Here is a 5849-nt window from a genome sequence, read left to right as displayed (position 1 = left end):
GCGGGCGTGCGCCAGCGGGTCGCGACCGGCGTGCGACCCTGAGGCGTGGCTGAGGCGCGGCGCGGCTCAGCTCGCGGTGGGCCGGAAAAAAGCATCGAGCACCGGCAGCAGGGTCGGAAATTCCTGGCCGAAGCGCGATCGGTGCACGAAGTAGGCCTCGCAGGCGACGGCGAAGAACTCGGCCGGCGCGGTCGCGCCGTAGGCGTCCAGCCAGGGCCATTCGCCGCCGAAGCGTTCGGCGATGGTCACTTCCTCGCGGAACCTCTCGTATGCCGGCTGCCAGGCGTCGCGCCAGGCGGCGTGTGCCGCGCGCGCGCTGTCCGTGCCGAGAAAGCCCGGCGGCAGCGGCGGACAGCCATCCGCCGCGCCGTTCTTCATGTCGATCTTGTGAACGAATTCGTGGATCACCACGCTGGTCGCGTAGTCGCCCCCGGCGCGCCCGGCGGCATCGACGGCGGGCCAGCTGAGCATGACCGGACCGCCGTGCATGGCCTCGCCCTGCAGAATTTCCTCGTAATGGTGGACGACCCCGGCGGCGTCCACCGCCTGGCGGCGCGCCAGCGCCTCCGAAGGATGCACCACGATGCCCACGAAGTCGTCGTACCAGGCGAGGGCGCGCCGCGGCTCGCCCCAGTGCAGCAGCGGCAGGCAGGCCTGCATGGCGATCGCCAGCGCCATGGCGTCCGTCACGACCAGGCCGTGGGCGCCGGTGAATTGCTTGCGCTGCAGGAACAGGGCGCTCAGCGCGCGCAGCTTGGCCAGGTCCTGCAGGGGTAGCGTGGCGATGAAGGGATAGCCCGCCACCACCTGCAGCCACAGGGCCGCCGGGATGTGCGGCACGGGGGCGATGCGGCCCCGCACGCGCTGCACCAGGCGTCGCAACCAGGCCGCGGGCATCGGCTCAGCCCGGACCGGCGAGCGCCACGCACTCGGCGCCGCGCTCGCTCAGCCGCAGCAGCCCGGCGCGCGGCGGCTGGGCTTCCAGATCCCAGTCGGTCAGGACCACGCGCCGCAGGCCCGCTTCGAGGTCGTGCTCGGCGGGGCGGTGGGTGTGGCCGTGCACCAGGGTGTCGGCACCCGCCGCCTGCAGCCACGCGCGCGCGGCGGCGGCGTCCACGTCGGCGTATGCCGCGCTGCCATCGTGCTTGCGCGCCTCGCTCTCGGCGCGTGCGCTGCGGCCGGTGGCGCGCCGCTCGTGCAGGGGCCGCGCCAGCAGCCGCGCCTGCCAAGCCGGATCGCGCGCCACCGCGCGAAAACGCTGGTAGTCCACGTCGTCCAGGCACAGAGCGTCGCCATGACTGAGCAGCCAGCGCCGGCCACCGAAGTCCAGCACCGTCGGGTCGGCGAGCAGCTGCACGCCGGTGCGCCGCGCAAAATCGCGGCCGACCAGGAAGTCGCGGTTGCCGTGCATGAAGTACAGCGGACGCCGCCGTGCGGCCCGCGCCAGCACCTCGGCGCAGCGCGCCTCGAAGCTGCCCGGCTCGTCAAGCGCGTCGTCGCCCACCCAGACCTCGAACAGATCGCCCAGGAGCAGCACGGCATCCGCCGGCGTCCCGTCCAGGTAGCGTTCAAGCAGCGCCAGCGCCTGCGGCGTGCCGGCCTCCAGGTGCAGGTCCGACAGGCAATCCACCACCTGCCAACCGACCGGCGCGACCAGCTCGGCGATGGGCGGCACCACGGGCAGCATGCGGGCAGCCTCAGCCGCGGCGCGAAGGCATCAGAGCGCGACGGCCTTCTCGATCACCACCGCGTCGTAGGGTACGTCGTCGTGGAAGCCCTTGCGCGTGGTGCGCACCTTGCGGATCTGCTCGACCACGTCCTCGCCGGCGACCACCTTGCCGAACACGGCATAGCCCCAGCCCTGGGGCGTGGGGGAAGTGTGGTTCAGGAAGCTGTTGTCCACCACGTTGATGAAGAACTGGGCGGTGGCGCTGTGCGGATCGCTGGTGCGCGCCATGGCGATGGTGTACCGGTCGTTCCTCAGGCCGTTGGCGGCCTCGTTCTCGATCGGGGCGTCGGTGCCCTTTTGCTTCATGTCGGGCGTGAAGCCGCCGCCCTGGACCATGAAGCCCTTGATCACGCGGTGGAAGATGGTGCCGTCATAGAAGCCCTTGTTCACGTACGAGAGGAAGTTCTCGGTGCTCTTGGGGGCGTGCTCGCGGTCGAGCTCCAGGGTGATGACGCCCTTGGAGACGGTGTCGCCCTCGGTGATGCTCATGTGCAGTTCGACCTGCGGGTTGTTGGTGGCCATGGGTGGGTTTCCTGTGAAGTGAGGTCTGGGTGGACGAAGGGTGGGGGTTTTACTTGTCGAGCACGGTCGCCGACTGGATCAGCACCGGCGTGGTCGGCACGTTCTGGTGCGGCCCGCGGTTGCCGGTGGCCACGGCCTTGATCTTGTCCACCACCTCGGTGCCCTCGACCACCTTGCCGAAGACGGCGTAGCCATGGCCGTCGGGCTTGGGGGCGTTGAGCATGTCGTTGTTCACCACGTTGATGAAGAACTGCGAGGTGGCGGAGTCGGGATTGCCGGTGCGCGCCATGGCGATGGTGTACTTGTCGTTCTTCAGGCCATTGTCGGCCTCGAGCTTGATCGGCGCCTTGGTGGGCTTTTGCTGCATCTCGGGCGTGAAACCGCCGCCCTGGATCATGAAGCCGTCGATCACGCGGTGGAAAACGGTGCCGTCGTAGTGCCCGTCCTTCACGTAGCTCAGGAAGTTCTCCACCGTGCGCGGCGCGCGTGCCGGATCGAGCTGCACCACGATGTCGCCCATGGAAGTGGCGAGCTTGACGCGCGGCTCGGCTGCGCGGGCGGGCGTGGTGGCAAGGGAGAGCACGGAGGCCAGGGCCAGGCCGGCCAGGGCCAGGGTGGAGCGTCTTCTGGAGATCATCGAAAGTCCTCGGGAGGGGAAACGGATCGGGAGCGCCCGTGCGCCGCGGTGGGCGCAGGGTGGCACGGGGGTCACCGCCCGCCAGGCGTGGCCAGCAGCTGGCGCAGCACGGAGAGGCGCGGCGCCACGCGCGCGGCGACTGCCGGGTCGAGCCCGCTGGCGCGGGAATAGGCTTCGAAGGCCATGCGGGCGTAGATGTCGGCGAGGTTCTCGTGCGCCATTGCGTAGTCGGGGCGCGCGCGCACCGCCATCTCCAGCGCGTCGCGCGCCTTGTCGAGCTGGTTGCGCGCGGCGTAGAGCACCGCCAGGTTGTTGTAGGGCTCGGCCAGCTCGGGGTAGGTCTGGGTCAGCTGCAGCAGCGCCTCGATGGCCTCGTCCTGGCGGTCCAGGTCGGCCAGCGCCACGGCGCGCAGGAAGCGCAGTTGCGGGTCGCGCGGCTGGGCGGCGATGCGCTCGTCGAGCTGCGCCAGCGCCTCTGCTGCCTTTCCTGAGGCGAGCAGCTGTTGCAGGGGGGCGTAGGCAGCGCCGGCGGCGGGCTGGGCCTGGGCCAGCCCGCCCAGCAGCAGGGCGCCGGCCAGCAGCAGCTGCGGCAGGGCGCGGAAGGCGAAGGGGCGGGCAGCGTTCATGGGGCCAGGAAAAGGGGAGGCAGGCGCCCACCGGGGGCGCCTGGCCGGCCGGGGCGGTGCCCGGGCTTATACTGCCGGCGATTGTATTCCCAAGGGGTTTCGCACGGGCCGCGGCGCGGTCCGCCCGGGCAGGGCGCCCGCTCCCCTTGCGGGAGGGCCGCCCCCGGTTTGGCCTCCCCGACCGGTTTCCGCCTCCTTCTTTCTCGCTTCACACCTGCATGAGCCTGCGTATCTACAACACGCTTTCGCGTGCGCTCGTGGATTTTTCCCCGCTTGAGCCCGGCCACGTGCGCATGTACGTCTGCGGCATGACCGTGTACGACCTGTGCCACCTGGGCCATGCGCGCTCGATGATCGCCTTCGACGTGGTGCAGCGCTGGCTGCGCGCCAGCGGCCTGCGCGTGACCTACGTGCGCAACATCACCGATATCGACGACAAGATCATCCGCCGCGCGCTGGACAACGGCGAGAGCATCCGCAGCCTCACCGACCGCATGATCGCCGCGCTGCACCAGGACGCCGACGCCCTGGGCATCGAGCGCCCCACCCACGAGCCGCGCGCCACCGATTACGTGCCGCAGATGCTCGAGCTGATCGGCCGCCTGGAGAAGCGCGGATTGGCCTACCGCGCGCCGGACGGCGACGTCAACTTCGCCGTGCGCAAGTTCCCCGGCTACGGCCGCCTGTCGGGCAAGACGCTCGACGAGCTGCAGGCCGGCGAGCGCGTCGCGGTGCACGAGGGCAAGCACGATCCGCTGGATTTCGTGTTGTGGAAGGCCGCCAAGCCGGAGGAGCCCGAGGAGGTGAAATGGCAAGGGCCCTACGGCGCCGGCCGCCCGGGTTGGCACATCGAGTGCTCCGCCATGGGCTGCGCCCTCCTGGGCGAGAGTTTCGACATCCACGGCGGCGGCGCCGACCTGGCCTTCCCGCACCACGAGAACGAGATCGCGCAGAGCGAGGGCGCCACCGGCAAGCCCTTCGCGCAGGTGTGGATGCACAACGGCTTCATCAACGTGGACAACGAGAAGATGTCCAAGAGCCTGGGCAACTTCTTCACCATCCGCGACGTGTTGCAACGCTACGCCCCGGAAGTGGTGCGTTTCTTCGTGGTGCGCAGCCACTACCGCAGCCCGCTGGGCTACAGCGACGTGCACCTGGACGACGCGCGCGCCGCGCTCCGGCGCCTGTACACGGCGCTGCACTCGACCCCGCCCGCGCCGGTGGAGATCGACTGGAGCGAGCCGCACGCCGCGCGCTTCAAGGCCGCCATGGACGAGGACTTCGGCACGCCCGAGGCGGTGGCTGTGCTGTTCGACCTGGCGGGCGAGGTGAACCGCAGCGGCTCGGCCCAGGCTGCCGGCCTGCTCAAGGCGCTGGGCGCGCTGCTGGGCATCCTGCAATCCGACCCGCGCGCCTTCCTGCAGTCGGGTAGTGCCCTGGAGCCCGCCCAGATCGAGGAGCGCATCGCCGCGCGTGCCGCCGCCAAGGCGGCGAAGGATTTCGCGGCCGCCGACCGCATCCGCGCCGAGCTGCTGGAGCAGGGCATCGCCCTCAAGGATGGGCCTGCCGGCACCACCTGGGAGGCCGTGCAGTAAATGCCGTTCCCGCACCACTGGCGTTTCACCTGCGGAGGATGAGGGTGGCCGCCAGCAAGAAAGAAGCGCCCGCGCCCTTGCCGGGCCAACCGACCTACTGGGCCGAGGCCTGCAAGCACCTGGCGAAGAAAGACCGGGTCATGAAGCGCCTGATCCCGCAGTACAGCGACGCTGTGCTGCAGTCGCGCGGCGACGCCTTTGCAACGCTCGCGCGCAGCGTGGTCGGGCAGCAGATCTCGGTCAAGGCTGCGCAGCGCGTGTGGGAACGTTTCTCCGCGCTGCCCGAGACCCTGACGCCCGAGCAGGTGCTGCGGCTGCGCGTGGACGACATGCGCGCGGCCGGCTTGTCGGCGCGCAAGGTCGAATACATCGTCGACCTGGCGCTGCACTTCGACGGTGGCCGCCTGCAGCCCGAGCGCTGGAGCGGCATGGACGACGAGGCGATCATCGCCGAGCTGGTGGCGATCCGCGGGATCGGTCGCTGGACGGCAGAGATGTTCCTGATCTTCCACCTGCTGCGGCCGAACGTGCTGCCGCTGGACGATATCGGGCTGATCCGCGGCATCAGCCAGAACTACTTCTCCGGCGAGCCCGTGAGCCGCAGCGATGCGCGCGAGGTGGCGCAGGCTTGGCGCCCCTGGTGCAGCGTGGCCACTTGGTATATTTGGCGCTCTTTGGATCCCCTGCCGGTCAATTACTGAGAGCGACTGAAACCGTCCCTTGCGGCGGCTGCCCCGCGC

At 70.3% G+C, this 5849-nt stretch carries 7 protein-coding genes; 2 read left to right on the top strand and 5 right to left on the bottom strand.

Going from position 1 to position 5849, the window contains the following annotated elements:
* Window positions 1–66 precede the first annotated feature (66 nt).
* The 5 genes from A612_RS11565 to A612_RS11545 all read right to left on the bottom strand — a co-directional run bounded on the left by A612_RS11565 (window position 67) and on the right by A612_RS11545 (window position 3514).
* The gene (locus A612_RS11565) at window positions 67–897 is read right to left on the bottom strand and encodes a M90 family metallopeptidase (RefSeq protein WP_019374636.1); all 831 of its coding nucleotides are present in this window, start codon (window positions 895–897) and stop codon (window positions 67–69) included.
* A gap of 4 nt (window positions 898–901) precedes the next feature.
* On the bottom strand, window positions 902–1687 hold the full coding sequence (locus A612_RS11560) for a UDP-2,3-diacylglucosamine diphosphatase (protein WP_019374635.1): 786 nt from the start codon (window positions 1685–1687) through the stop codon (window positions 902–904).
* A 30-nt stretch (window positions 1688–1717) separates the two neighbouring features.
* Complete coding sequence (locus tag A612_RS11555) at window positions 1718–2251, bottom strand: peptidylprolyl isomerase (protein WP_019374634.1); 534 nt, start codon at window positions 2249–2251, stop codon at window positions 1718–1720.
* A 49-nt stretch (window positions 2252–2300) separates the two neighbouring features.
* Window positions 2301–2888, bottom strand: a complete 588-nt coding sequence (locus tag A612_RS11550; protein WP_019374633.1) for a peptidylprolyl isomerase — start codon at window positions 2886–2888, stop codon at window positions 2301–2303.
* A gap of 71 nt (window positions 2889–2959) precedes the next feature.
* Window positions 2960–3514, bottom strand: a complete 555-nt coding sequence (locus A612_RS11545) for a tetratricopeptide repeat protein (protein WP_019374632.1) — start codon at window positions 3512–3514, stop codon at window positions 2960–2962.
* A gap of 218 nt (window positions 3515–3732) precedes the next feature.
* On the opposite strand from A612_RS11545, the gene cysS reads away from it, so the two are divergent.
* Both cysS and A612_RS11535 read left to right on the top strand, forming a co-directional pair.
* Window positions 3733–5109: a cysteine--tRNA ligase gene (gene cysS, locus A612_RS11540; protein WP_019374631.1), complete on the top strand. Its 1377-nt coding sequence runs from the start codon at window positions 3733–3735 to the stop codon at window positions 5107–5109.
* A 38-nt stretch (window positions 5110–5147) separates the two neighbouring features.
* Window positions 5148–5810, top strand: coding sequence for a DNA-3-methyladenine glycosylase family protein (locus A612_RS11535; protein WP_019374630.1), 663 nt, complete (start codon window positions 5148–5150; stop codon window positions 5808–5810).
* The last annotated feature ends 39 nt before the right edge of the window (window positions 5811–5849 follow it).

Origin of the sequence: Melaminivora alkalimesophila (genome assembly GCF_000282995.1) — a bacterium.
GTDB classification, from domain to species: Bacteria; Pseudomonadota; Gammaproteobacteria; order Burkholderiales; family Burkholderiaceae_C; genus Melaminivora; species Melaminivora alkalimesophila.
Note: the sequence above shows the minus strand (reverse complement) of the source record. Positions and strands in the feature narration are given on the sequence as shown.

Excerpts from the sequence above, each read along its gene's own strand:
- A612_RS11565 (WP_019374636.1), bottom strand. The coding sequence starts at position 897 with ATGCCCGCGGCCTGGTTGCGACGCCTGGTGCAGCGCGTGCGGGGCCGC.
- A612_RS11560 (WP_019374635.1), bottom strand. The coding sequence starts at position 1,687 with ATGCTGCCCGTGGTGCCGCCCATCGCCGAGCTGGTCGCGCCGGTCGGT.
- A612_RS11555 (WP_019374634.1), bottom strand. The coding sequence starts at position 2,251 with ATGGCCACCAACAACCCGCAGGTCGAACTGCACATGAGCATCACCGAG.
- A612_RS11550 (WP_019374633.1), bottom strand. The coding sequence starts at position 2,888 with ATGATCTCCAGAAGACGCTCCACCCTGGCCCTGGCCGGCCTGGCCCTG.
- A612_RS11545 (WP_019374632.1), bottom strand. The coding sequence starts at position 3,514 with ATGAACGCTGCCCGCCCCTTCGCCTTCCGCGCCCTGCCGCAGCTGCTG.
- cysS (WP_019374631.1), top strand. The coding sequence starts at position 3,733 with ATGAGCCTGCGTATCTACAACACGCTTTCGCGTGCGCTCGTGGATTTT.
- A612_RS11535 (WP_019374630.1), top strand. The coding sequence starts at position 5,148 with ATGAGGGTGGCCGCCAGCAAGAAAGAAGCGCCCGCGCCCTTGCCGGGC.